Origin of the sequence: Clostridium zeae, from assembly GCF_017312485.1 — a bacterium.
GTDB classification, from domain to species: Bacteria; Bacillota; Clostridia; order Clostridiales; family Clostridiaceae; genus Clostridium_AR; species Clostridium_AR zeae.
In genome coordinates this window covers 393-671 of sequence record NZ_BMBA01000025.1, presented here as the reverse complement: position 1 = coordinate 671, position 279 = coordinate 393, and the positions used below count along the sequence as shown (strand labels likewise).

Here is a 279-nt window from a genome sequence, read left to right as displayed (position 1 = left end):
TATCCCCGAGGTAGCTTTTATCCGTTGAGCGATGGCCCTCCCACGAGGTACCACCGGCTCACTAAGCCCGACTTTCGTCCCTGCTCCACTTGTGGGTGTCGCAGTCAGGCTCCCTTCTGCCTTTGCACTCTACGAACGATTTCCGACCGTTCTGAGGGAACCTTTGGGCGCCTCCGTTACTTTTTTGGAGGCGACCGCCCCAGTCAAACTGCCCACCTAACAATGTCCCGTCACCAGCTTCATGGTGCCCGGTTAGAATCCCAGTACTGTCAGGGTGGT

1 rRNA gene (cut by a window edge) is annotated in these 279 nt (G+C 57.3%); it reads right to left on the bottom strand.

What is annotated here, in order from left to right:
• Positions 1-279 (bottom strand): 23S ribosomal RNA (locus tag J3477_RS25925); its annotated part runs 392 nt beyond the window's last position; the annotation flags it as partial.